General features: G+C 41.8%; 24 protein-coding genes and 1 pseudogene. 9 read left to right on the forward strand and 16 right to left on the reverse strand.

Going from position 1 to position 23,922, the window contains the following annotated elements:
• Nucleotides 1–73: 73 nt before the first annotated feature.
• A complete protein-coding gene (locus AC19MX_RS00130; RefSeq protein WP_432402789.1) occupies nucleotides 74–574 on the reverse strand; it encodes an HvfA family oxazolone/thioamide-modified RiPP metallophore in 501 nt (166 codons plus the stop codon).
• A 351-nt stretch (nucleotides 575–925) separates the two neighbouring features.
• On the opposite strand from AC19MX_RS00130, the gene dusC reads away from it, so the two are divergent.
• On the forward strand, nucleotides 926–1,870 hold the full coding sequence (gene dusC, locus AC19MX_RS00135) for a tRNA dihydrouridine(16) synthase DusC (RefSeq protein ID WP_432402787.1): 945 nt from the start codon (nucleotides 926–928) through the stop codon (nucleotides 1,868–1,870).
• A gap of 137 nt (nucleotides 1,871–2,007) precedes the next feature.
• On the forward strand, nucleotides 2,008–2,373 hold the full coding sequence (locus AC19MX_RS00140; RefSeq protein WP_432402785.1) for a TraR/DksA family transcriptional regulator: 366 nt from the start codon (nucleotides 2,008–2,010) through the stop codon (nucleotides 2,371–2,373).
• 110 nt (nucleotides 2,374–2,483) lie between these two features.
• On the opposite strand, the gene AC19MX_RS00145 is transcribed toward AC19MX_RS00140, so the two are convergent.
• From AC19MX_RS00145 to trmJ, 15 genes are all read right to left on the reverse strand, one after another.
• A complete protein-coding gene (locus AC19MX_RS00145) occupies nucleotides 2,484–5,021 on the reverse strand; it encodes a TonB-dependent receptor plug domain-containing protein (RefSeq protein ID WP_432402783.1) in 2,538 nt (845 codons plus the stop codon).
• Between the two features lie 1,327 nt (nucleotides 5,022–6,348).
• Nucleotides 6,349–6,780 carry a nucleoside-diphosphate kinase gene (gene ndk, locus AC19MX_RS00150; protein ID WP_432402781.1) on the reverse strand — a complete coding sequence of 144 codons (432 nt, stop codon included), beginning with the start codon at nucleotides 6,778–6,780 and terminating at the stop codon, nucleotides 6,349–6,351.
• 123 nt (nucleotides 6,781–6,903) lie between these two features.
• Nucleotides 6,904–7,815, reverse strand: coding sequence for a 30S ribosomal protein S6--L-glutamate ligase (rimK, locus tag AC19MX_RS00155; protein ID WP_432402779.1), 912 nt, complete (start codon nucleotides 7,813–7,815; stop codon nucleotides 6,904–6,906).
• 266 nt (nucleotides 7,816–8,081) lie between these two features.
• A complete protein-coding gene (locus AC19MX_RS00160) occupies nucleotides 8,082–9,527 on the reverse strand; it encodes an amidohydrolase family protein (protein WP_498296167.1) in 1,446 nt (481 codons plus the stop codon).
• A gap of 198 nt (nucleotides 9,528–9,725) precedes the next feature.
• The gene (locus AC19MX_RS00165; RefSeq protein WP_432402773.1) at nucleotides 9,726–10,151 is read right to left on the reverse strand and encodes a Rid family hydrolase; all 426 of its coding nucleotides are present in this window, start codon (nucleotides 10,149–10,151) and stop codon (nucleotides 9,726–9,728) included.
• A gap of 216 nt (nucleotides 10,152–10,367) precedes the next feature.
• Nucleotides 10,368–10,997 (reverse strand): TetR/AcrR family transcriptional regulator, encoded by a 630-nt coding sequence (locus AC19MX_RS00170; protein ID WP_432402771.1) that lies wholly within the window; start codon nucleotides 10,995–10,997, stop codon nucleotides 10,368–10,370.
• A gap of 143 nt (nucleotides 10,998–11,140) precedes the next feature.
• Complete coding sequence (gene fdx / locus AC19MX_RS00175; protein ID WP_432402769.1) at nucleotides 11,141–11,476, reverse strand: ISC system 2Fe-2S type ferredoxin; 336 nt, start codon at nucleotides 11,474–11,476, stop codon at nucleotides 11,141–11,143.
• Nucleotides 11,477–11,484: 8 nt separating this feature from the next.
• Entirely contained in the window at nucleotides 11,485–13,344 is a 1,860-nt protein-coding gene (gene hscA, locus AC19MX_RS00180; RefSeq protein ID WP_432402767.1) for a Fe-S protein assembly chaperone HscA, read from the reverse strand.
• A gap of 65 nt (nucleotides 13,345–13,409) precedes the next feature.
• Nucleotides 13,410–13,934: a co-chaperone HscB gene (hscB, locus tag AC19MX_RS00185; RefSeq protein WP_432402765.1), complete on the reverse strand. Its 525-nt coding sequence runs from the start codon at nucleotides 13,932–13,934 to the stop codon at nucleotides 13,410–13,412.
• Nucleotides 13,935–13,983: 49 nt separating this feature from the next.
• Complete coding sequence (gene iscA, locus AC19MX_RS00190) at nucleotides 13,984–14,307, reverse strand: iron-sulfur cluster assembly protein IscA (protein WP_432402763.1); 324 nt, start codon at nucleotides 14,305–14,307, stop codon at nucleotides 13,984–13,986.
• Between the two features lie 14 nt (nucleotides 14,308–14,321).
• Nucleotides 14,322–14,705 carry a Fe-S cluster assembly scaffold IscU gene (iscU, locus tag AC19MX_RS00195; protein WP_011637877.1) on the reverse strand — a complete coding sequence of 128 codons (384 nt, stop codon included), beginning with the start codon at nucleotides 14,703–14,705 and terminating at the stop codon, nucleotides 14,322–14,324.
• Between the two features lie 32 nt (nucleotides 14,706–14,737).
• On the reverse strand, nucleotides 14,738–15,952 hold the full coding sequence (locus AC19MX_RS00200; protein WP_432402761.1) for an IscS subfamily cysteine desulfurase: 1,215 nt from the start codon (nucleotides 15,950–15,952) through the stop codon (nucleotides 14,738–14,740).
• 81 nt (nucleotides 15,953–16,033) lie between these two features.
• On the reverse strand, nucleotides 16,034–16,495 hold the full coding sequence (gene iscR / locus AC19MX_RS00205) for a Fe-S cluster assembly transcriptional regulator IscR (RefSeq protein WP_432402759.1): 462 nt from the start codon (nucleotides 16,493–16,495) through the stop codon (nucleotides 16,034–16,036).
• A 231-nt stretch (nucleotides 16,496–16,726) separates the two neighbouring features.
• Entirely contained in the window at nucleotides 16,727–17,548 is an 822-nt protein-coding gene (gene cysE / locus AC19MX_RS00210; protein ID WP_432402757.1) for a serine O-acetyltransferase, read from the reverse strand.
• A 17-nt stretch (nucleotides 17,549–17,565) separates the two neighbouring features.
• Nucleotides 17,566–18,288, reverse strand: coding sequence for a tRNA (cytosine(32)/uridine(32)-2'-O)-methyltransferase TrmJ (trmJ, locus tag AC19MX_RS00215; RefSeq protein ID WP_432402755.1), 723 nt, complete (start codon nucleotides 18,286–18,288; stop codon nucleotides 17,566–17,568).
• 150 nt (nucleotides 18,289–18,438) lie between these two features.
• On the opposite strand from trmJ, the gene suhB reads away from it, so the two are divergent.
• The 7 genes and pseudogenes from suhB (at nucleotide 18,439) to btsR (ending at nucleotide 23,845) form a co-directional block, all read left to right on the forward strand.
• The gene (gene suhB / locus AC19MX_RS00220) at nucleotides 18,439–19,242 is read left to right on the forward strand and encodes an inositol-1-monophosphatase (RefSeq protein ID WP_432402752.1); all 804 of its coding nucleotides are present in this window, start codon (nucleotides 18,439–18,441) and stop codon (nucleotides 19,240–19,242) included.
• A 158-nt stretch (nucleotides 19,243–19,400) separates the two neighbouring features.
• Nucleotides 19,401–19,811, forward strand: coding sequence for a phosphate-starvation-inducible protein PsiE (locus AC19MX_RS00225; RefSeq protein WP_432402750.1), 411 nt, complete (start codon nucleotides 19,401–19,403; stop codon nucleotides 19,809–19,811).
• Between the two features lie 142 nt (nucleotides 19,812–19,953).
• Nucleotides 19,954–20,256, forward strand: coding sequence for a PilZ domain-containing protein (locus AC19MX_RS00230; RefSeq protein ID WP_432402748.1), 303 nt, complete (start codon nucleotides 19,954–19,956; stop codon nucleotides 20,254–20,256).
• Between the two features lie 106 nt (nucleotides 20,257–20,362).
• Entirely contained in the window at nucleotides 20,363–21,031 is a 669-nt protein-coding gene (locus AC19MX_RS00235) for an AAA family ATPase (RefSeq protein ID WP_432402746.1), read from the forward strand.
• The gene (locus AC19MX_RS00240) at nucleotides 21,018–21,362 is read left to right on the forward strand and encodes a replication protein RepA (RefSeq protein ID WP_432402744.1); all 345 of its coding nucleotides are present in this window, start codon (nucleotides 21,018–21,020) and stop codon (nucleotides 21,360–21,362) included. The genes AC19MX_RS00235 and AC19MX_RS00240 overlap by 14 nt, the downstream gene beginning before the upstream one ends.
• A 151-nt stretch (nucleotides 21,363–21,513) precedes the next feature.
• Nucleotides 21,514–23,141, forward strand: a pseudogene (locus AC19MX_RS00245) (LytS/YhcK type 5TM receptor domain-containing protein).
• Nucleotides 23,138–23,845, forward strand: coding sequence for a two-component system response regulator BtsR (gene btsR, locus AC19MX_RS00250; RefSeq protein ID WP_432402742.1), 708 nt, complete (start codon nucleotides 23,138–23,140; stop codon nucleotides 23,843–23,845). Before AC19MX_RS00245 ends, btsR begins: the two are co-directional and overlap by 4 nt.
• The last annotated feature ends 77 nt before the right edge of the window (nucleotides 23,846–23,922 follow it).

The following is a 23,922-nucleotide window of genomic DNA, read 5'->3' on the forward strand; positions in this document are numbered from 1 at the left end:
GCCTTAATTGTCTCAGATAAGCCAAAGGATTATCTAATAATTGCCGTCAATGATGTTGACTGCTTTTGGGTTATTACTTAACCACTTCAACTACTTTTTTCATTTCTTTGCTAACAGCACCGTCTACCGCTTTTTCAGCAGATTTTTTCATGTCGCCGCCGCACTTGCCTTCGCCACATTTACCTTCAACGGCTTTTTCAGCAGATTTTTTCATGTCGCCACCGCATTTGCCTTCGCCACATTTACCTTCAACGGCTTTTTCAGCAGATTTTTTCATGTCGCCACCGCATTTGCCTTCGCCACATTTACCTTCAACGGCTTTTTCAGCTGACTTTTTCATGTCGCCGCCGCACTTGCCTTCGCCACATTTACCTTCAGCCGCTTTTTCAGCAGACTTTTTCATGTCGCCGCCGCACTTGCCTTCGCCGCACTTACCTTCACCACCATCTAATTGGTAGCCAGCAGTTAATTGTTCAAATCCAAAAGGGTTAGCTTGTACTTCAACAGCAAAACCAGCAGTCATCACAACAGCACCTAACGCTACAGCTACAGTAGTTTGTTTGATTGAGTTCATAATTTTTGTCTTCCTCGTGTCTTGATTATGTAATGGTGACCAACATCATTGCCGGCTTGCATAAAGAGACCTGCCATCTGTTATTTTTATTTCAAAATAAACAAAAAAATGTGAAAAAATTGACATTAAGTAATAAAAAACCAGGCTAGGACGGTGTTAACTTAACACAAAATTAACACCGCAAGAAGAGGGAACATGAGTTAACACCAGCAAGATTGTCGACTATCTTTATGATAAATAGTAAAAAAATGGACTTACTGATAAACCGGAGCGCTTAAAGTGGTGCTTAATGCTGTTATCAACAGATAAACACGGTAAAATAGCGCACTTTTTTATTCAGTAAGGTGTATTGTGCGCGTTATTTTAGCTCCGATGGAAGGCGTGGTTGATGACCATATGCGTGATATTTTATCTACCATTAATCCATTTGATTTAGTGGTCACTGAGTTTGTACGAGTGGTAAACCAGCTATTACCAGAGAAAGTCTTTTACAAATTGTGCCCTGAATTACTTAATCACGGATTAACGCCCTCAGGCACGCCGGTACGTGTGCAATTGTTAGGACAAGAGCCTGAGTGGATGGCCGAAAATGCCATTAGGGCAATTGAATTAGGTTCTAATGGCGTTGACGCTAACTTTGGTTGCCCAGCTAAAACGGTTAATAAAAGTAAAGGTGGCGCTGTATTACTGCAATACCCAGAAAACATCTACAAGATTGTTAAGGCGATGCGTGACGCCGTGCCAAGCGAGCAACCCGTCACCGCTAAAATTCGCTTAGGCTACGAAGATAAATCATTGTTTATGGAAAACGCCTTAGCGGTATATGAAGCAGGTGCATCAGAATTAGCAATTCATGCACGCAGTAAAACAGACGGATATAAACCACCTGCTTACTGGGAATACATCACAGAAGTGCGCAAACGATTACCTATACCGGTTATCGCCAATGGCGAAATTTGGAATGCCGCAGATGCTCAACGTTGCATAGATGTCACAGGCTGTGACAGTGTCATGATTGGCCGCGGTGCAATTTCGTTACCCAATTTAGGCGATACCATCAAAACGGGGGCAACGCCCTATACCTGGTTACAAACGCTCACGCTGTTAATGAGTTATACAGAAAAAGAACTCAGTGGCCGGAAATCAGATTATTATCCTTCACGTATTAAACAATGGTTTAGCTACTTGAATCGTCAATATCCTGAAGCAGATGCCTTGTTTCGTGAGTTACGGATTTATAAAACTACCGAAGAGATAGTGAAGGTGCTGCAACAGGCACATCAGTCTTTACGCTAATGTTTATCGCCTCAGGTTGTATACTTTTACTGCCTGAGTGCAAAAATCTACTTCAGAATTGATCTTCGTCATAACCTGCGTTTTTTTTGTGCCTAGAATAGAATTTCTAGTGACATTATCAGCAAAGGTTATTTCAGTTGCACAACTATCAGGACATACTGCAAAAATTACAACAACTTGAACTCAAATTGAGATACGAGTTATTGCTTATTATCAAGGATATTTCACCAGACGCGAGTCAACTCGCTCACGCAGCGACACTCGGGGATATTATCGATTTCCTGTCGCAAGTAAAATTGGCCAACACCGACCTATTCACTCAATTAATGAAACTCGATGCCGCATTATGCCAACTCGATCTCGGTCTCTATGGTCTATGTTCTGACTGTGAAATGGACATCGACGCAGGTAGGTTACAGCTAGATCCCACAGAACAACGCTGCAGGCATTGCCAACAGAAATACCTTAATGAACATAGACTAGAGCTTAGGTTAAATCACTAAACATCTATCAACCAACAGATACAAAATACAGATACAAAAAAGCCTACATTTCTGTAGGCTTTTTATCACGTTAAATGAGCACTACTGAGCACTCATTATTATTAGACGTTCTAGAACTTAAGCGTTACACCACCGAAGTATTGACGACCAATGGTGTCATATACTTCAGATACAGTACCGCCAGAAGGACCGTTAGAAACACGTGATGGCTCTTCGTCGCTTAAGTTTTTAACACCTGCGGTTAGGGTAATCATATCAGTAACATAATAAGTGCCAGAAACATTATGGTACAGAATTGCATCCACTTTATCGCCTGTATTTAGATCGTCCATTTCGCCAATGTAACGGTTGAAGTAGCTAACGCTCCAGCTATCTTGACCAGTTGAAACACTAAAGTTATTGCGAACTTTCGCGTAAGCACCAAAGTTACCGTCGATAGTATCAGTGTAATCTTGACCATCTTGCTCGAAATTAACAAGATAAGTCATGTCATTATTAATTTTCCAATCTAAACCTAAACCTTCAAAGTTATAAGCTAAATTGAAGTCAACACCACTAGTGTCTTGATAGCCTACGTTAGTCAATGCATTAGTTAAGTTACGTAAATCACCATCTTGAGTAATACTAAAAGTTTCACAAGCAGACGTTATTCCAGCTTGACAGTCGTCTAAACCTGCTTGAGTGTCTAAACGCGCAATTGCGTCATCAACTTTGAAGCGCCAGTAATCTAATGTTACAGACATACCTTCAACGTAACTAGGTGAGTAAACCAAACCTGCTGTGTATGATTCTGACTCCTCAGGTTTTAGATCGGGATCTGATGTACGATTGACTAATATTTGACCTGTTTGATCAGCTTCTGATAACCAAGGATCTGTTAGGTAATCGAATGATCCTGAATTACCTGCGTACAATTCAGATACACTTGGAGCACGGAAACCTGTTGCTGCTACACCTCGAACCATAAGTTCATCAGTCGCTTCGTAAGTTAAGCCGATTTTCCATGTGCTTGCTTTACCAAAGGTAGAATAATCATCTAAACGCATTGCAAATTCACCGGTTAACTTATCAGTGAAAGGTACGCTAACCTCTTGGAAAAAAGAGATAACGTTGTAATTACCTTTAGTCGGATCTTGTTGGGCTGCAGTACTTTCACCTGCTACAACAATTGCATCAGGGTTATAGAAACCACTTTCACGACGGTATTCTGCACCGATAGCAAAACCGATTGCACCAGCTGATAATTCAAATAACTCACCATTTAAGCCTGCTGACAGAGTTTGCTGTTCGTTTCCACCGTTAGCTTTCTCTGAATATCCAACTGCATCTTTTTGCTGTTGAGTTAATGGTGCGCCAGAAAACCATGAATCTTGATCAGCATAAATAGAATTGATCATGTCATTTGCATTGATAGAATTATCAACTGATGTAGACGCTTCGTTCTTACCGAAGGTATAAGACACATCCCAATTCATACCAGTATTAACATCTAACAAACCGGCTAAACCTGCAGACATGCGCCATGTATTCGTATCTTGAGAATATATACGAGGACCTACATCCTTGGTACGTCTGGCATAGAACACTTGACCGTTTTCATCAGCTGCTATCCCTGCTGCAGACATACTGCTATCAATAGTCATACAGTTTAAAGGGTCTACACCTGGTTGTCCGCACACATCTAAATAAATCTGAGCTGGTTGACCGGCTAACTGTTGGTTTGAGCGACGGTTAGTATAAATAGCATCTGCAGTTAATACGACGTCATTACCTAATTCTTGTGTCATATTCGCAAACAAGCTACGACGCTCACTTGGTGTTTGGTAGTAACTATCTTGAGTATAATCATAACGCTCGTAAAGATCAGCGCGAGGTACCCAGTTACCATTAGAGTCTCTTGATAAGCCTTCCAACGTGCCTGTAGGAATAATGCTACTTGTCCCTAATTCGGTCCAATCACGGTCTGACTGCACAATTTCACGACGGTCAGAGAAAGCGGCACCAATTGTGTAGTTGCCGCCATCGGTATTGAAACCGTAAAGCATACTTAAATCACCGTTTTCGCCATCACCTTTATCGGTGCCACTGCCAGTAACGTCCAACTGTAAACCTTCAAAATCTTTCTTGGTAATAATGTTAACTACACCGGCAATCGCATCTGAACCGTAAACCGCTGAGGCGCCGTCTTTTAAGATCTCAACACGTGCAATCATTGCTACTGGAATAGAGTTCAAATCAACAGAGCTATCTGCACCTGAACCTGAGTTAACCATACGGCGTCCATTGACCAATACCAAAGTACGCTGTGAACCCATACCGCGCAAATCAACTTGTGCAACACCATCTGCACCGTTGTTTGTACTAGAGCCAACAGCGGCACCTGCCATTGAAGTTTGTGCTTGCAGTAATTGGTCAACAGATGTGAAACCTTCAGCGCGAATAGCTTCAGCTGAAATGATGGTTACGGGTGAAGCGGTTTCCATATCCTGGCGTTGAATACGTGAACCGGTGACTTCGATTCTTTCAACTTTCTGTTCGTCTGCAGCAATAACGGCTGAAGAAAACAAACCTGTCGTTGCCACACTTGTTGCTGCTACAGCTAATAAACTGCGACGGATCGCTTTTGCTGTCAATGTTACTGAACTCATGAATAACTCCCTATAACTTGGAATAAAATAAAACAAGTCGTTATATTTTTAATTATGAATAATCGGTTTAACCAATTACTGAAAACATTATTAATGAATAAAAAACTTTTAGTCAATATGGGCAACATGTGAACAACATCGCAAAACAGCTTAAAAGTCATAATTAATTTGACTTAATAAAAACCTTACAATTCAATGTAATACAAAAAAATACTTTTATTGTTATTTTGTTGTTATTTTTATAGCGCAAAAACAGTACAAACTTAACACCAATAAAATACAAATAAATTTATTTAAAAAAACAGAAAGAAAACATAAAAAACATATTTGCAACAATCGATCACATATTGTATCAATCATTAAATCGTAATATTTTTAAATTTATTTTTTTATTGAACTAAAAACAATCAGAATGCTCTCTCATAATTACTGATTAATTATTCAGTAATTCACTAAAAGCTATTTCATACGCTATTCTTTATTCAATATATGTTAAATACTGTTCACCATAATCAGAACTAAAAGCCCTTTTTTTAGCTCGAAATACATACTAATTAACGTGTAAAACCTCGAAAGTTAATCATTTTCACAGCGTTTTTTATTAACGTAAAATTTACAATTAATGGCATGTAATGAGTAAATGGTATTTTGTTATTAGCCTTCTTCACCCTATACGCTGAAACGGTTAGAGTCATATATAACCGCGAGTCATTTAAATATTCAGAGCCAAATGATGCTGTCTGCATACAAGCATGAGTTATACCCATCCGTCTAATAAGTGACCAATCAGAATGCGTCCAGCATTTTTTGATTGAGGCGCAGTCATGGCTATTTCCCTTTAAATATCGAGAACGCACAACAAAAGCTGCTGGGCATTCCTTTCTTGCGGGTTGTAAAAGGGTTGCGAGAAATAGAAATCGTACTGATGGAAAATAGAATAATTGACGGTATATCTCGCTATCTATTTTCTACTCGGTAATTTGTGGGTATGGCGTTGAGTTGTGTTGAATGTTGTACTTGATGAGATCCTTGATGTGATAATTGATGCGTTGTTTGATTGGGTGCTAAGCATGACGATATTTGTCTTGCTGATGTCACCATGCAAAACAACTCGTTATAATCTTGATTAAGGATTCAATGCTCGCAATACCAATCCTCATTAATCACTAACAATGGCTAACAATGGCTAACAATGGCTAACAATGACGATTTGATGTTGTCGAGTCAATTTGTACAAAAAATGTCGACTACTGACTGGTTACAATAGCCAAATCACAGGCAATAAAAAAGGAGCCTAAGCTCCTTTTATTTATCTTTTAAGCGAAGATTAACGAGTGCGTGGGCACACTTCTTCAGCGCTGAAGAAGTAAGCAATTTCACGTGCTGCTGATTCAACTGCATCAGAACCGTGAACTGCGTTTTCGTCGATGCTTGCCGCGTAATCTGCACGTAAAGTGCCACGAGCAGCTTCAGCTGGGTTAGTTGCACCCATGATTTCGCGGTTAGCAAGAACAGCGTTTTCGCCTTCTAACACTTGAACCACTACTGGACCAGAAGTCATGAAAGACACTAAAGCACCAAAGAAAGGACGTGCGCTGTGTTCAGCGTAGAAGCCTTCAGCTTGTTCTTTAGAAAGGTGTACCATTTTAGAAGCAATGATCTTAAGACCCGCTGATTCAAAACGGTTATAAATTGCACCGATGTGGTTTTTAGCAACTGCATCTGGCTTGATAATAGAAAATGTGCGTTCGATCGCCATAACTAGCTTCCTTAATGTGAGCAAGTTTAAAAAATTCGCGCGGATTATACGTAATTAAACTCAAAAAGCCTAGTTTTATCATCTATCACAGTAACATTTGAGCATTTGTTTACGTCATTTATATTAACAAGCGGCAATTTCCTTGCTTTGCTTGTTCACTTTAGCGGCGTTTTTTTCAAGAAAACAGATAATGGCATCCGCAACATCTTTTTGAGTTGCGCCTTCAATACCTTCAAGCCCTGGTGAAGAGTTCACTTCCATTACCACAGGACCGTGGTTAGAACGCAATAAATCAACACCTGCGACATTTAATCCCATTGTACGCGCGGCACGCAGTGCAACTGAGCGTTCTTGTGGTGACAACTTAACTAAGGTCGCACTGCCGCCGCGGTGAAGGTTTGAACGGAACTCACCCGGTTTTGCCTGGCGTTTCATTGCAGCAATGACTTTATCGCCTAAGACAAAACAACGAATATCAGCACCTTGGGCTTCAGCAATATATTCTTGCACCATAATGTTGGCTTTAAGGCCCATAAAGGCTTCTAGCACGCTTTCTGCGGCTTTACGGGTTTCAGCAAGTACCACGCCAATACCTTGTGTGCCTTCAAGCAGTTTAACCACTAATGGCGCGCCGCCAACCATATCGATTAAGTCAGGAATGTCACTTGGCTTGTTAGCAAAACCAGTAATCGGTAAACCAATGCCTTGTCTTGACAACAACTGCATTGAACGAAGCTTGTCACGTGAACGCGCAATACCAATTGAGCTATTAACCGCATATACGCCCATCATTTCTAATTGACGAAGCACTGCAGAACCATAAAAAGTAACCGAAGCGCCAATCCGTGGGATCACGGCATCAAAATGACCTAAGTCTTTACCTGCCATATGAATGCTAGGTTTAGTCATGTTGATGTTCATATAACACTTTAATGGGTTGATTACTTTAACTTCATGTCCGCGGGCGACAGCAGCTTCGACTAAGCGACGAGTAGAATATAATTGCGGGCCTTGAGACAGTATTGCGATGCGCACAGAGTGCTCCAAAATAGGAATTTTCGCGCATCATACGCTGAGTTGATTTAAAATCAATGACTGGTGACACAAATAATTAACCCGCTCAAATTTAGCGAAAAAATAACCTTAAATGCACTTAATCATTGTAGGCTAAAAGGCGAAGTTAGAAGCTGAAACTTGATGTAGATAAGTCTCAATAAGGTCGCAAGCAATTGAGAATAGATCATACCGCTGGCACAACAAAAAGAGATTATTGAGCCTCTTTTGGTGCCAGCAGCATACAGCTAATGCATTCCAACGACCTGTTTTGTCGCGTTAATTAACGCAACAGAGTCATACCCTACACCTTGCTTAAACACATATTGCATTTGCTGAATAGCACTGGTGTCTTGGCTAAGGTCGCCATTAATTAACACTAAGTCAGCGCGCTTACCGACTTCCACCGAGCCGATTAATTTATCTCTACCTAAATAACTGGCTCCATTTAAGCTCGATATTTTAATCGCTTGTTCAATGCTAAAACCTGACTCAACTAACAACTCAACCATGCGCTGGTTAGAAAACCCAGCAACAACACCACCAAAGCCAGTGGGGTCGGTTCCGGCCATTAATAAACCGCCGGCTTCAACAAACCGTTTTTCCAATTTACGCATTTTCTCAAACACGACTGGCCATGTCGCATCTTGTTGCTGTGAAATTTTTTGCCAGTTATTTTCGTAATGAGTTTTGAGTTGTGGAATTAACGCCTCTAACGCCAGAGGATAAGCTTTAGGCCTACCTTTTGTGTAGGTTTCATAAACGGTTAGCGTTGAAGTCAGCGCAACCTTCTTATCCACTAAATGTTTAATCAGACTAGCCACTTCAGGAGAATCTATGTCTAAATCGACTAAAGATTGATGCGCCGTTTTTGGGCACTCTCCTGCGACTTTATCTTTAACGAAATCAGTTGCCGCAAAAAAGCCGTGTTCCAAATTATCAATGCCTAAATCAGCGGCCTCTCTATAAGTGATAGAACATAAATGCGCGGTGACTTTTTGATCGCGTTGATGCGCTTGATCAATCACGGTGCTAAGTTCAGACGGGCTAATTTGCATGTAAGCTTTATATGATGTGACACCTTCATAACTCCAATAATCAATCATCTTTTTCGCATTTTCAGCATCACGTAACGATTTAAGTTTTAAAATCGGTAAACCGGGTCCATTCAAATATGGCGCGGTAACATCAATGTCCGGACCAAAAGTGGTGCCTTGTTGAATCGCATCACGCACGTTTAAGTCGCCATAGGGCGCTGTTGTACCGGCCGTTCTTACCGTTGTCGCCCCGCCAGCTAAATACAGTTTAGGAAAGCTGTAGAGCATTTCAGTATAATGAGCATTACCCGTTGGGTAAAACATGTGTTCGTGCATCATTACAAGGCCAGGGATAACACTTTTACCAGCGCCATTAATCACCTTAGTCCCTTCTGCAATATCAGCGTTACTGGCATCGCCAACATAAGTAATCACACTATTTGTCATTATTATGGTTTGGTTGGGTTTCATTTTAGCGCCAGTACCATCGATAAGTTTGACACCCACTAACGCAATAACTGGTTGATTATAAGCGACATATGGGTTTTGCTGATGACTAGTATCAGTAGTTTCAGCCATTACCTCGGTGCTAAACACACTTAATCCACTGACAACACTCGCAACGATGTACTTTTTAGATAAAGATAAAAGAGTCATAACCCATTCCTGTTTAATGCTGCAATAAAAAGAAAAAAAGTAGCCACTTATCCATGTGGCCATAAAAAGACAAACTGCGCTTAACCGAGGTTCTGCTTAAAAGACTGAGTCAATATATTAAGTAGATACTCGCTAAACATTATTTGATGACTGATGACTTAGCTGCGATACATTCTATTTCTACCTTGGCATTTAACGCTAAACCGCTGACACCAAAAGTACTTCTGCAGGATATGGCGGCTTAAAAAAAGCACTGTACACTTGATTGAATTTGCCAAAGTCATTGATGTCAGCCAACATCACAGTGCATTTAACTACATCACTGAGTTGATAATCTGATTGCATCAACGTGTGTTTAATATTACTAAGCGTCGCGAGAGTTTCAGCCTCTACTCCACCCATAACCAATTGCTTAGTGTTGTTATCAAGCCCAATCTGCCCAGACAAATACAAAGTGTGATTAACCTTAACTGCTTCAGAAAAAGGCAATGAATTGCTTTTATTATGGTTAATAAACTGCACTGATTGATGTTCCTGTTGTGCAGCAGATACCTGAGTAATACTGGCTACGGATACTGCAGCAATAACATTCAATACCGTCAATCTAAATTGGAAAGGTTTCATTTTTGCCTCGTTAATAGGAGTAAACCGCAACATTGATGGCTGACATTTCTTATTAAGCCATTGCTTTATTTGCTATTATTTTATTTGTTGTTGCAGTAATCACATCGACCTCGCCACAAACACTTTTATGCGAATCATAATTCACATAATGTACTTGAGACGCATCAATATTGCAAACAACTGTTGCTAAGGAGCCGAATGAAAGCCAACTAACGCTTAAGCAGACTTTAAATAAGCCACTAATACTTTGGGGAGTTCGGCAGCAAACGCATCAAGAGAGAGCTTACTGGCTAATGCGGGAGTTAAGGTGGGATACAATACTTTATCTAATAACGTCGACACCATCATAAACACCGCTAAATCAGCAGATTGGCTTTTATCTATCACCGTTATTTCTGATTGGTGTCTTAATATTAAGGCTGAAATACGTTGGTAAATATTCTCACGATTAACCAATTTATCTGACGCTATAATCTCAGAATGCAAGCGTGAATTGAGGTGCAGTGTACGGAATATACTCTGTCGGCTACATAAAAACTGACATGTCTGCTGGCAAATATATTGTAATGCTTGAGTTAAATCGTTGCAGTGTTGTTGTTCTAACTCACTCACCCACAAGTCAAGATCATGGCCAAAATCTTGATATAGCAATGGCAGCAGTGACTCTTTATCTTTAAAACGCCGGTAAAAAGTGCCTACTGATACACCAGCATGTTCTGCTAAATCTTTGATACTGATGTGTTCGAAAAATTTATCCTGTAAGCAATGATGTAATGCAGCAATCAATTTTTGTTGGGTATCTTGGCTGCGTCGTTGTTTCGGCTGGAAAATGGTTGTCTCAGGCATAATAAAGGTACAGATGGTGACGTGATTAAAGTGATGATGCGAAAATTCATCCTAAACAGCAACACTAAACTGTATATTCAGTTGGATAAGATCCAAAAAAGGGTAATGACATCATCATTACCCTTGTTAATTTACGACTATTTTTAGCCTTCGCTAACCATATTGACCGTGTACTTAGGAATATCAATCACCATGTCACAATCAACTACTTTAGCTTGGCAAGATAAACGACTCTCAGGTTCTAAACCCCAAGCTTTATCAAGCATGTCGTCTTCTAGCTCATCACTTTCTTCAAGTTGATTAAAGCCTTCACGCACGACAACGTGGCATGTAGTGCAAGCACACGATTTTTCACATGCGTGTTCTATATGAATACCATTGCGCAATGCAACGTTTAAAATGGTCTCACCAACTTCTGCTTCAAGTACTGCGCCGTCTGGACAAAGCTCTTGATGGGGTAAAAATACTAACTGTGGCATTATTTCACCTATATGTTATTGACCGACTGCCCTTTTAGCGCCGTTCTAATAGAATTATCCATGCGTCGAGACGCAAAATCTTGAGTTTTATCATCAAGGCTAGCAATTGCTTTCTCGATGGCATCAACATCGTCTTGCTGTGCAGTAACGTCAAGTAACGCAATGGCGTCTGTTAATTGCTTACGCTCTTGCTCATCAAGTAAGTCACCGTCTTTGCCTAATGCGGCATTTAATGACTCTATCACTCGCGCCGCTTCTACTTTTTGTTCCGCAAGCATACGACGAGTAATGTCATCTTTTGCATACTTCATTGAATCTTTTAGCATGGTTGCTATTTCAGTGTCAGACAAACCAAATGAAGGCTTAACCTGAATGGTGGTTTTCACTTCGGTGGATTTCTCCATCGCCGTGACACTGAGTAATCCATCTGCATCCACTTGGAAAGTCACACGAATGTGTGCAGCACCTGCGGCCATAGCCGGAATACCATGTAGCGTAAAACGCGCTAATGAACGGCAATCTTCAACCAATTCACGCTCACCCTGTACCACATGAAAAGCCATCGCCGTTTGGCCGTCTTTAAACGTGGTAAATTCTTGTGCGCGTGCGACCGGAATAGTCGTGTTACGTGTAACGACCTTTTCAACCAATCCGCCCATGGTTTCAACACCAAGCGATAATGGAATGACATCTAACAATAATAAGTCAGATTCAGGTTTGTTTCCGACCAAAATATCGGCTTGGATCGCTGCACCAATCGCCACAACACGATCGGGGTCTATAGAGGTGAGTGGTGTTTTCTTAAAGAAAGCTTCCACTTGTTCACGCACTAAAGGTACACGCGTTGATCCACCCACCATAACCGTTTCAATCACTTCATCAACGCTTACACCCGCGTCACGAAGCGTACGACGGCAACTGCCAATCGTCTTTTTCACTAATGCGCCAATCAGTTCATTGAATAATGATTTATCAACTAAAGCGGTTAAAGACTGATTATCAATCAACACTTGCGCTTCAACACTGTCGTTATCGGTGAGTGCTTCTTTCACTCGGCGAGCTTCAATCAATAATTGACGTGCTAGCTGATTGTTGGGTTCGGTGATATTCCACACTTGTTGTAAGTGACTCACTAAAAGATGATCAAAGTCATCACCGCCAAGTGCAGAATCGCCACCGGTTGCCAGTACTTCAAAAACACCGCGATTTAAACGCAGCACAGAAATATCAAACGTGCCGCCACCTAAGTCGTAAATGGCAATCACGCCTTCTTGCTTAGAATCTAATCCGTAAGCAATAGCCGCTGCGGTAGGCTCGTTCAATAAACGTAATACTTTGACGCCTAATAATTCAGCGGCATCTTTAGTGCCTTGACGTTGAGCATCATCAAAATACGCGGGGACGGTAATCACGATACCTTGTAGCTCACCGCCTAATGTTGATTCTGCGCGCGCAATTAATGGCTTTAGAATTTCAGCCGACACCTGTACAGGGTTAACATGTCCTGTTGGCGTGCTAAACACCGGCAAACCATTTTCGCTAGCATGCAATACATAGGGCAGTTTATGTACTCCAGATTGCACATCAGCAAGACTGCGTCCCATAAATCGCTTAACAGAGACGATGGTATTTTGCGGATCAACAGCCGATTTAGCTTGCGCCTCATAACCCACCTGTACCGCGTCTTGGCCATAATGCACGACCGACGGTAAAGAATGACGACCATTATCATCAGCTAAGGTCGATGCTAGGCCACTTCTCACTGTCGCCACTAACGAGTTTGTTGTACCAAGATCGATACCCACTGCCAAACGGTGTTGGTGTGGTGCGGCGCTTTGGCCAGGTTCTGCAATTTGCAACAGTGCCATAGTGTTCCAACTTGTTGTGTTATTGATTAGCCATGCTAATCATAAAATTTGAATGTACTGATTAACTAATCCAGTAAGCTATCTTCAATACGGGCCAATTCATCTTGCAATTTTGCCATAAACTTTAGCTTACGAATTTGATCTGCAGCCAATAATGCATCAGCATCTTCACTCGATGCGAGTAACGAGGTTAATTTAGTCGACAGCGTCGATTCAAATTCGCCAAAAGAGTCGTATAACTCGTCAATTAAGTCTTGAGGTGCATTACTGTGCTGGATGTCTTCTAATGCTTCACGCCACTCCATCTGTTGCATCAAAAATGCACCATCTTTAAGTGTGGTGGTTTCGTGGCTTAATTCAATACCACGCAAGCTCAACATATGTTCAGCACGACGTAAGGGATTTTTTAAGGTTTGATAGCCATCATTAACTTGCGAAGTACGCTGTACCGATAGCAATTTTTGTTGCTCGGTATCGTTAGCAAATTTATCGGGATGAACCGCCCTTTGCAGTTCGCGGTAGCGCTCTGCAAGTAAGGCGGTGTCGATATCAAAGGCAGGTTCTAGATTGAACAGATCGAAATAATTCATGGGCAGATATCATGCTTACGGTTTTCGATAAAACGGCAAAGGCGAATAATTAAACGGTAAAACTCTCACCGCAACCACACTCGCCTTTTGCATTTGGGTTATTGAACTGGAAACCTTCATTAAGGCCTTCTTTGACAAAATCCAGTTCAATACCTTGCAAATAGATAAAGCTCTTAGCATCGATGATGATATTCACACCATCGATAGTATAAAGCTCATCATCGTCATTGAGATCGTCAACGAACTCAATGACGTATGCCATACCTGAACAACCTGATGTTCTCAATCCAAGGCGCAAGCCGAGGCCTTTCCCGCGATTAGCAAGAAACGATCTAACTCGGTCTGCCGCTGCGGGGGTCATTGAAATAGCCATCTTAACTCCAGGTATTACTTAGCTTGTCTGCTTTTATACTCTTCAATTGCTGCTTTAATGGCATCTTCTGCCAAAATTGAGCAATGAATTTTAACCGGCGGCAACGCTAACTCTTCAGCAATATCAGCATTTTTGATGGTTGCTGCTTCGTCAACACTTTTGCCTTTAACCCATTCTGTGACAAGCGAGCTTGATGCAATCGCGCTGCCACATCCGTAGGTTTTGAATTTTGCATCTTCAATAATGCCATCAGCATTAATTTTAAGTTGCAGCTTCATTACGTCACCACATGCAGGTGCGCCAACCATACCGGTGACTACTGATGGATCGTTTTTGTCAAATGAACCTACGTTACGTGGGTTTTCATAATGATCGATTACTTTTTCGCTATAAGCCATGATACTGCTCCAAAATCTTTGTCGTTATACGATTAATGATGTGCCCATTGAACCTGATTCAGGTCAATACCATCTTTGAACATCTCCCATAAAGGAGACATTTCACGTAACTTATCAATTGATTCAGTTATCGTTTTGATAGCGTGTTCAATTTCTTCATCGGTAGTAAAGCGGCCAAGAGAGAAACGAATTGAGCTGTGTGCCATTTCATCGTTTAGACCTAAAGCACGTAATACGTAGCTCGGCTCTAAACTGGCTGATGTACAGGCAGAACCTGAAGAAACCGCTAAGTCTTTTAGTGCCATCATTAACGATTCACCTTCAACAAAGTTGAAGCTCACGTTAAAGATACCGCTGTAGCGTTGTTCCATATCACCGTTGATATAAGTTTCTTCGATGTGCTTGATGCCGTTCCATAACTTGTCACGAAGACGAGTAATGCGCGCGCTGTCTTCAGCCATATCTAGCTTAGCGACTGCTGCAGCTTCACCTAAACCTACAATTTGATGCGTTGCAAGTGTACCACTGCGCATACCACGCTCGTGCCCACCGCCATGCATTTGTGATTCAAGACGAATACGAGGCTTACGACGGACATATAACGCGCCGATACCTTTAGGACCGTACATCTTGTGACCTGAAATCGAAATCAAATCAACTTTTGTAGTTTGCACATCAATCGGTAATTTACCTGCGCTTTGCGCAGCATCCATGTGGAAGAAAATACCTTTTGAACGACATAACTCACCAATCGCATTGATATCATGAACTACACCAATTTCGTTGTTAACATGCATGATGCTAACCAAAATAGTGTCATCACGCATGGCCGCTTCTAAGCGTTCCATTGGGATGATGCCGTTGGCTTCTGGCTCAAGGTAAGTGACTTCATAACCTTCACGCTCTAACTGACGGCAAGTGTCTAACGTTGCCTTATGTTCAGTTTTGCTGGTGATGATGTGCTTGCCCTTTTTATGATAAAAATGAGCAATACCTTTAATCGCAAGGTTACTTGATTCTGTCGCACCTGATGTGAATACGATTTCACGGTGATCAGCATTAATCAAATCAGCAACTTGATTACGGGCGACATCAACCGCCTCTTCTGCTTGCCAACCATAACGATGTGAACGCGATGCTGGATTACCAAACACGCCGTCCATTGTCATGTGTTGCATCATTTTTTCTGCGACACGCGGATCTACAGGGGTTGTTGCGGCATAATCTAAATAGATAGGAAGCTTCATAACACACTCCGTACTTAGCAGTCTCAGATGAGGCTACATACAACGTACAAATAATAATTATATTCAATCAACATAGTTGAGTTACAAACTCACTCTATGTTCCTTTTGTATTTCATCTTGCTTTAACGAGATAAACTGAACGTCTCGCTTTTGCATTAAGCCCGCAAGCGAAATACCATCTAAAAACTCAGAAATTTGTTTACTTAAGTCACCCCATAACGAATGGGTTAGGCAACGAGTACCGCTTTGGCAGTTACCTTTTCCTTGACAACGAGTGGCGTCTACAGATTCATCAACAGCATGCACGACCATACCAACTGATATATCAACGGCTTCTAAACCTAAACGGTAACCACCACCGGGTCCGCGAACACTCGACACTAGACCATGTTTACGTAACTTAGCGAAGAGTTGTTCAAGATAAGACAAAGAGATACCTTGTCTTTCAGAAATATCGGCTAAGGGCACTGGACCAGTAGCTGAGTGAATAGCAACATCCAGCATAGCTGTCACTGCATAGCGACCTTTTGATGTAAGTTTCATAACTTGTACTGCTCCCAAAAAGTATGCAGTAATTTCACCATACCCGACTAATTTAGTCAAGTATTAATCCTACTAAACTAGTCGGGTATTAAGACATGTCTTATAACAAAAAGGTTTAATTTTTCGCTGGGGTATTTAACCTTTTTATCTTGTAAGATTCAATGCCGACAAGGCAATTAATCGCATTATCGGCTATTTATTTGACCTGAATCTACAATGACTTAGCTATCGTTAAATACTTGGATCAAACTTGTCTATATCTTGTTTACGATTACTTGCCGCATTTCGTTCAGCTTCATCAAACGCATCTACGGTTAATTCTGGCAACTTTTTGGTACACACATCACCGCCCATTTGCTGGATCGCTTGACACAACTCTTGGACTTTTGAATCCATTAAATGCATGTGATCAAGCATTTGGCCTATTGCATTCGCCACCGGGTCGGGATTATCTGGTGATACCGCATAGGCATCAAAACCATACTTTTTAGCCATTTCTGTGCGACGTTCGGTTTTCTCTTTTGACTGATTAGTGGGTGTAGCCACCACACGACCAGGTATACCCACGACGGTATTATCAACAGCCACATCTTTTACAACCACAGAATTCGACCCCACGCGGGCACCGTCATGCATGGTAATAGGCCCTAATATTTTAGCGCCTGCACCAATAACTACGTTGTTCCCCAAGGTCGGATGGCGTTTGCCTGGCTGCCAAGTCGTCCCGCCCAACGTCACGCTATGATAAAGCGTGCAATCGTCGCCAATTTCGGCCGTTTCACCAATAACAACGCCCATACCATGGTCGATAAAGAAACGTCGACCTATTGTAGCGCCGGGATGAATTTCAACCCCAGTTAACCACCGAGAAAAGGTCGATAAACATCGTGAAGTAAAGCGCCAATTAGCTCGCCAAAGTTTATGACTGATACGATGGATCCAAATTGCGTGCATACCGGGATAGTTAAATATAATCTCGAGAGTACTGTTTGCCGCAGGATCGCGGTGATAAATCGACTCGATGTCTTCTTTAATTCTAGCAATGACGCCCATGGTGTGTTCCTTACGGATTAATCTTGTTTATCCATTTTCTTGTCAACGGAAGTCAAAATGCCACGAAGAATATTCATCTCAGGGGCTTCAATACGCGCACGAGTGTATAAACGACGTAACTTTGTCATGACTTGACCAGGGTGGTTTTTGATCACAAAACCCGTTTTGGACAAGGTTGACTCTAAATGAACAAAGAATCGTTCTAACTCAACCGTTAACGGATACGCTTCAGTTTCAGGCGCTGCTTCGGTTTGCGCTAAATGAGCAACTCGAGTTTCATAACAAATGATTTGCACAGCTTGAGCTAAGTTTAGTGAGCTGTATTCAGGGTTGGCAGGAATAGCCACATGATAAGTACATTGTTGTAATTCTTCATTACTTAACCCGTGATTCTCACGGCCAAATACAATTGCCACTGGACCCGTAAGACTTTCTTGAGTCAATTTTAGACCCGCTTCACGTGGATCTAGCATAGGCCAATCTAATGTACGACTACGCGCACTGGTTGCAATCACTAAACTGCAATCGGCAATCGCTTCTTGTAAAGAGTCGACCGTAGTGAGATTTTTTAATATATCAGATGCACCTGCAGCAAGCGCGATAGATTGACCATCAGGCTCGGTACGCGGTTCTGCAAGATATAAATTAGATAAACCCATGGTTTTCATTGCTCTGGCGGTAGAGCCAATGTTACCTGGGTGAGATGTTCCAACTAAAACAACACGAATATTACTGAGCATGAACGACTTTCTTTTGACAAAAAATATTGCCCATATATTAACACAGTCGTTGTTTATTACGTTATATGAAAATCTGCATTTGATATAATCTCTAAATTAAGTATAATGCGGGCGCTATTTTACTCGTTCTTTAACATCCAGGGGATTGCAATGCATCCAATGTTGACTATTGCCACACGCGCTGCACGCGCTGCGGGCCAAACTATTATGCGCGCCTATACTGAACTTGACCGTGTTGAGGTTAGCAGTAAAGGTATTAATGATTTTGTGACTAGTGTAGACAAGGAAGCAGAAGCAACTATTACTTATCAAATTCGTAAATCTTACCCAGATCACACTATCGTGGGCGAAGAAGACGGTGAAAACCGTGGTACTGACAAAGATTACGTTTGGATAGTTGATCCTTTGGATGGCACTAACAACTTCGTTCGTGGTATTCCTCATTTCGCAGTTTCTATCGCAGTTCAATATAAAGGCAAAATTGAAGTTGCCGTTATTTACGATCCTGTTCGCGAAGAACTGTTCTCTGCCGTACGCGGTAAAGGCGCTAAGCTAAACGATTTCCGTTTACGTGTAACCAATGTTAACGACCTTAGCAATACCATGATTGGTACTGGCTTCCCATTCAAGGCTCGTCAACACACTGACACCTACATGGCTATTTTAGCTGAAGTATTCCCGCAGTGTGCCGATTTACGCCGTACCGGTTCTGCAGCATTAGACCTAGCTTACGTTGCAGCTGGCCGTTTAGATGGTTTCTTCGAAATTGGTCTAAAGCCATGGGACATCGCAGCTGGCGACTTAATTTGTCGTGAAGCTGGCGGCACCGTCACTGACTTTATGGGTGCTCACAACTACATGACATCTGGCAATATTGTGGCTGGTAGTCCAAAAGTAACCACGCAATTGGTTAAAACCATACGTCCGTTACTAAACGAAGGATTAAAGCGCTAAGCTTTCCCCTCGACAAGACATGATTAAACACCGCTAGTAGCATTTATGGCTATTAGCGGTTTTTTTGTCTTTGAATTTGCTAAAGTTGAGCCAGATCACTGGGCAAATTATCGAAACTCACCGATAATGGATATTCATTTGCGTCCAGAATAACCATTATGCCATTACATAAAGCGAAAGATTTAAGCATCAAATCCTTAAAGAGCTTTGAACATCTAGTCCTGTTCATTATTGCCCTAGCCACCTTATTTGCTATCGGTGAAGAAATTCTCCACATGATCGCTATTCGCACCGTTGAATTAGCCGACTTACTCTTGCTGTTCATTTACCTTGAAGTACTTGCCATGGTGGTTAACTACATCGAGTCGGGTAAGCTCCCAATTCGCATGCCGTTATACATTGCCATCGTCGCGTTAGCGCGTTATCTCATTTTAGACATGAAGGCCATGGAAGACTGGCGCATTTTAGCGATATCGCTATCGACCATCGTATTGGCGTGTACTGTCATTGTGATCCGTTGGGGTCAGTTAAAAATGCCTTACCCTAAAAACCAAGATTACGACAATTAGAATAGCGTCATTAAAACCAAGGTTATTGAACATTAACTCTGCCTTAGCGCTTGCTTAACAAAGTAATTATGCTAACAATAAGATTAATCGTAGCAAGACAACACCCATTAATTCAGTGTTTTGATTTTCAAGGAGCGACAGTATGGGCCAAGAGCCAACAGGATTTGACGAAAAACGCGGTTCACTTAGAGTTGATATGGAAGCAGAACGGGTACGTTTAGATTGGATAAACGCCCAAGGTGAGTCTTGCCTGGACTATGGGGTTTGCATTGATTTAGCCCGAAAAGGCGTATTGCTAGACTTTAAAGCGGCTTTTAAACTTGGTGATCTCATCGCAATTACCTTCAACGAAAACACGCCTAAGCAAAATACCATTAAAGGCCAAGTGTGTCGCTGTATCGAATGCACTCCACAAAGCTACCATATTGCGCTGCAATTAATTTAACGCATTGAATATTCCATGCAGTCTGAGTGGGCTGCTCTATACTCAATAGATAACCAGCATCACCCATTTGCGACGTTATACGACGTTAAGCATAGAGGACCGAAACATGATATTGCTCGTTGGTGGAGAAAAAGGTGGCAGCGGAAAAAGCTGTTTAGCGCAAAACCTTGCGGTATACATAACCCAAAAATTCGATGCCAATGTGTTGATGGTAGATTGCGATCCTCAGCGTACCACATCAGATTGGATCCAAGCCCGAAACAATGACCCCAGCTTAAAAGCCATTAATTGTATTCAACTCTATGGCAAAATTCGTAATGATCTGTTGAGCCTCGATGAGCGATTTGACTATGTTATTGTCGATTGTGGCGGCCAAGATAACCTCGCGATGCGTGCAGCGATGTCAGTGGCAACTTATGTGGTAATTCCATTAAGACCAAAGCGCCGCGACCTAAAAACATTGCCGCACATGGAAGACATGCTTAGCACCTGTAAAATGGTTAACCCTAAAATGGTGGCGTCGATTGTGATTACTCAATGCCCTGCACTACCGTCACAAGGTAAGCGTATTTTAGAAGCCAAAGAGGTTGTGCAATCATTTGGATTACGTGCGCTAGACTCGGTCACCTTTAGTCGTAATATCTACGATGACAGCGAAGAAAGCGGCTCGTCGGTCCTCGAAATCGAACCCGAAGGTAAAGCGGCCGACGAAATTCGCGCCATTGCCGATGAGCTTTTTGCCATACCGCCAGAAAATCGTTATGAGTTTAACTGATCTCAAGCGTAAAAAGCCCAAAGACACCCTCCAAAAGGTGTCTGTGGATGACTTTATTGAAGATGCAAATAACTATGCATTAGGTAAAACAGCGGGGCAAATAGCACCGAGTCAAACTACGGCACAGTTTCTTAAAGGTCTCGATAAAAAGAGCACTAAAATCTATCGCCATGCGACATTTACTCTCACCGAAAAAAGCATTTCACAACTTGATGAAATTGCCAAAACCACCAAAGTGGCTAAATCTAAAATTCTCAGAGTCCTGATAGATGAATTTTATCAGCAACATGACAACGACCAATTAACCATATTAAGTAAGTCGTCTCGTTAACCGCACTTGATTTTCCGTAATATTATTCACGCATTCTAATTTAGCTCCGCGACCTTAGTCGGGTATGCAACTGCCCTCTAATACCATTATTTTGTGAGAAACCATGTCGTTGATTTTATTACTCACGCAACAAATGTGCGTGTAACTCGTTATCGTCTACTTAGTCAGTAAAACACCGCTATTTAAATTTTTTGCTGAGGGTTCAAAGCGCCTATCGCACAAAGTTTTTATTTATGTGGTGTTTTCACTTTTTGTATTATGGCGACCTATTTTGGTGAGCAAACTACCGGTGCAATTGCCAATACTCGAACCATGGGCGCTGTGCTCGGCGGATTATTAGGTGGACCAGTGACCGGTTTTTTCGTGGGTCTCACCGGTGGATTACACCGCTATTCTATGGGCGGATTTACCGATATAGCCTGCGCAATATCCACAACCCTTGAAGGTCTATCAGCGGGGTTAGTCAGCTACTACTTAAACAAAGCAGGCAAATCAGAGTCGGTGTATTCACCGTCTAAAGTCTTTATGGTGACATTTTGTGCTGAACTGATGCAAATGAGCCTAATTTTATTAATTGCTAAACCTTTCGATCAAGCCTGGGCTTTGGTTTATGTTATTGCACCGCCAATGTTACTCATTAACTCGCTTGGTGCAGCCATGTTTATGAGTATCGTTCGCGATCAAAAAGCCATGTTCGATAAATTGTCATCGAGCTTTTCAACTAATGCGCTGAAAATCGCCGAACGCAGTGTCGGTATTTTATCGAAAGGGTTTAACGAAGAGTCTAGCCAAAAAGTCGCGCAAATCATCATTGAAGAAACCCGTGTTGGTGCGGTTGCCATTACTGACCGTCATAAATTATTGGCCTTTATCGGTATTGGCGCCGACCATCATTTACCTAATACGCCGATTTCGTCTCAAATAACCTTAGATGCCATAGCTCAAAATGAAGTCATGTTTGCTGACGGCGTAGACACTACCTATACTTGCTCAATCTCGAATCATTGTAATCTTGGCTCAAGTTTAGTGATCCCACTGCGTAGCAACGACGAAGTCGTCGGTACCATTAAATTGTATGAGCCTAAAAATAAGTTGTTTTTAAATATCAATCGCACCCTAGGTGAAGGAATTGCACGTCTGCTGTCTAACCAAATTCTATATGGCCGCTTTGAACAACAAAAAAACTTACTCATGCAAGCCGAAATTAAATTACTCCACGCCCAGGTTAATCCACATTTTTTATTTAATGCCTTAAATACCATTGGCGCGATTATTAGTCGTGACCCACCCATGGCCAAAAAGCTGATTAAACAATTATCGCAATTTTTGCGCATCAACCTCACTCGCACCACAGGTTTGGTCACCCTAGCTGATGAGCTAGAACATATCGATGCTTATCTCGCCATTGAGCATGCGCGGTTTATCGACAAGCTTAATGTCAGCATCAACATTCCCGCCATTTATCATCATCACAAAATGCCTGCATTTACCTTACAACCATTAATTGAAAATGCAGTAAAACATGGCACATCATTGTTGTTAGACGAAGGCGTGATAAATGTTGAAGCCAGCACCGACGGCAATGACCTACTCCTCAGTGTTACTGACAATGCCGGGTTATACCAACCTTCAACCAATACTGAGGGACTAGGCATGAACTTAGTCCATAAACGATTACAAAATCTTTTTGGTGAACAATACGGTATCGAGGTTCACTGCAAAACAGATGAATTCACTTGTGTGCAAGTGCGTATTCCCCTTGAAGAGGCCACATTATGATCCGCTGTTTAATTATTGACGATGAGCCCTTTGCCCGCCAAGAAGTAGCCGATCTTCTGGAGAAACACTCTGATATTGAAGTCCTAGCGCAATGTGGTAATGCGATAGAAGCGTTACAGCACATTAATCGATTAAAACCCGACCTGATTTTTGTTGATATCCAAATGCCACGGATAAATGGAATGGAATTAATTGCCATGCTCAATCCTGAGCAAATGCCTCGGGCGGTATTTATCACCGCCTTTGACGAATACGCAATAAAGGCATTTGATAACAATGCTTTTGATTATTTATTAAAACCCATAGATGAAAAGCGCTTCAATCAAACATTAGAGAAAGTCAGAGCCAATATGGCACCTCAACTCTTAGATCCCATCTTACCTAAGCGATTAGTGCATTTACCCTGTTACAGCGGCAGTAAACTTAAAGTGGTTACCACAGCTGATGTGGAGTTTATCGTCAGTGATGTAGGCGGTATTCACGTACATTGTCGTCACGGTTTTAGTCATACGCAATTAACACTTAAAGTGCTCGAAGAAAAAACCGCGTTATTTCGCTGCCATAAACAATACCTACTCTCACCTGATGCTATCTCTGAAATTGAAATAACCGACACAGGAGCAGATGTCACCACTCACAGTGGCGCTAAAGTGCCTGTTTCACGCCGCTATCTTAAAGAATTAAAGCAATTATTAGGCTTTTAATAGTATGTTGATGCGAGACAGGTAACACGCTTTCCCAAGGGTAAAACGCTTGAAGCGCATTATTTACCGCTTAACCC

The organism is Shewanella sp. MF05956 (genome assembly GCF_059758055.1).

Coding starts and splice junctions, on each gene's coding strand:
- AC19MX_RS00130 (WP_432402789.1), bottom strand. CDS start 574: ATGAACTCAATCAAACAAACTACTGTAGCTGTAGCGTTAGGTGCTGTT.
- AC19MX_RS00145 (WP_432402783.1), bottom strand. CDS start 5,021: ATGAGTTCAGTAACATTGACAGCAAAAGCGATCCGTCGCAGTTTATTA.
- ndk (WP_432402781.1), bottom strand. CDS start 6,780: ATGGCGATCGAACGCACATTTTCTATTATCAAGCCAGATGCAGTTGCT.
- AC19MX_RS00160 (WP_498296167.1), bottom strand. CDS start 9,527: ATGACTCTTTTATCTTTATCTAAAAAGTACATCGTTGCGAGTGTTGTC.
- AC19MX_RS00165 (WP_432402773.1), bottom strand. CDS start 10,151: ATGAAACCTTTCCAATTTAGATTGACGGTATTGAATGTTATTGCTGCA.
- AC19MX_RS00170 (WP_432402771.1), bottom strand. CDS start 10,997: ATGCCTGAGACAACCATTTTCCAGCCGAAACAACGACGCAGCCAAGAT.
- fdx (WP_432402769.1), bottom strand. CDS start 11,476: ATGCCACAGTTAGTATTTTTACCCCATCAAGAGCTTTGTCCAGACGGC.
- hscA (WP_432402767.1), bottom strand. CDS start 13,344: ATGGCACTGTTGCAAATTGCAGAACCTGGCCAAAGCGCCGCACCACAC.
- hscB (WP_432402765.1), bottom strand. CDS start 13,934: ATGAATTATTTCGATCTGTTCAATCTAGAACCTGCCTTTGATATCGAC.
- iscA (WP_432402763.1), bottom strand. CDS start 14,307: ATGGCTATTTCAATGACCCCCGCAGCGGCAGACCGAGTTAGATCGTTT.
- iscU (WP_011637877.1), bottom strand. CDS start 14,705: ATGGCTTATAGCGAAAAAGTAATCGATCATTATGAAAACCCACGTAAC.
- AC19MX_RS00200 (WP_432402761.1), bottom strand. CDS start 15,952: ATGAAGCTTCCTATCTATTTAGATTATGCCGCAACAACCCCTGTAGAT.
- iscR (WP_432402759.1), bottom strand. CDS start 16,495: ATGAAACTTACATCAAAAGGTCGCTATGCAGTGACAGCTATGCTGGAT.
- cysE (WP_432402757.1), bottom strand. CDS start 17,548: ATGGGCGTCATTGCTAGAATTAAAGAAGACATCGAGTCGATTTATCAC.
- trmJ (WP_432402755.1), bottom strand. CDS start 18,288: ATGCTCAGTAATATTCGTGTTGTTTTAGTTGGAACATCTCACCCAGGT.
- suhB (WP_432402752.1), top strand. CDS start 18,439: ATGCATCCAATGTTGACTATTGCCACACGCGCTGCACGCGCTGCGGGC.
- AC19MX_RS00225 (WP_432402750.1), top strand. CDS start 19,401: ATGCCATTACATAAAGCGAAAGATTTAAGCATCAAATCCTTAAAGAGC.
- AC19MX_RS00230 (WP_432402748.1), top strand. CDS start 19,954: ATGGGCCAAGAGCCAACAGGATTTGACGAAAAACGCGGTTCACTTAGA.
- AC19MX_RS00235 (WP_432402746.1), top strand. CDS start 20,363: ATGATATTGCTCGTTGGTGGAGAAAAAGGTGGCAGCGGAAAAAGCTGT.
- AC19MX_RS00240 (WP_432402744.1), top strand. CDS start 21,018: ATGAGTTTAACTGATCTCAAGCGTAAAAAGCCCAAAGACACCCTCCAA.
- btsR (WP_432402742.1), top strand. CDS start 23,138: ATGATCCGCTGTTTAATTATTGACGATGAGCCCTTTGCCCGCCAAGAA.